The organism is Polaromonas sp. P1_G2, from assembly GCF_056405515.1.
Map to the genome: position 1 here is coordinate 1 of NZ_JBFUBY010001676.1, position 369 is coordinate 369.

Genomic DNA, 369 nt, shown 5'->3' on the forward strand with positions numbered 1-369 from the left:
AGCCGCTCGCCTCTGTCGTCTTCAACGATGTAGTAGTCGCGGACAGCGTCGTATTCGCGGTCGCGTCGCCACCACTCTCCGAAGATGCGCTCCGGGCCGTCAGCGACGCGAACGTGCCTGCGCTTTCCGCGCCAGGTTATCGCGACCGGCGGATGGTCCGGAAGCAACGCCAAGACCTCGATCTCTTCCGGCTTCGCCAGCAATCGCGCGGGTCTCGGCCATCCGATTGGCCAGTCTGCTCCCGTTTCCTCGGCGAGCGGCGGCAGGACCTGAACCGACCGCTCGGGAACATCGCTTGGAAATGGAGCGAGGCGGTAGAGGCGCTGGCCGCGGTTGCCCAGGACGTCAACCAGGGGACCGATTTCCGGC

General features: G+C 66.1%; 1 pseudogene. It reads right to left on the reverse strand.

The annotated features are described in order from the left end of the window. Positions 1-369, reverse strand: a pseudogene (locus AC1D0P_RS32080) (hypothetical protein); the annotation flags it as partial.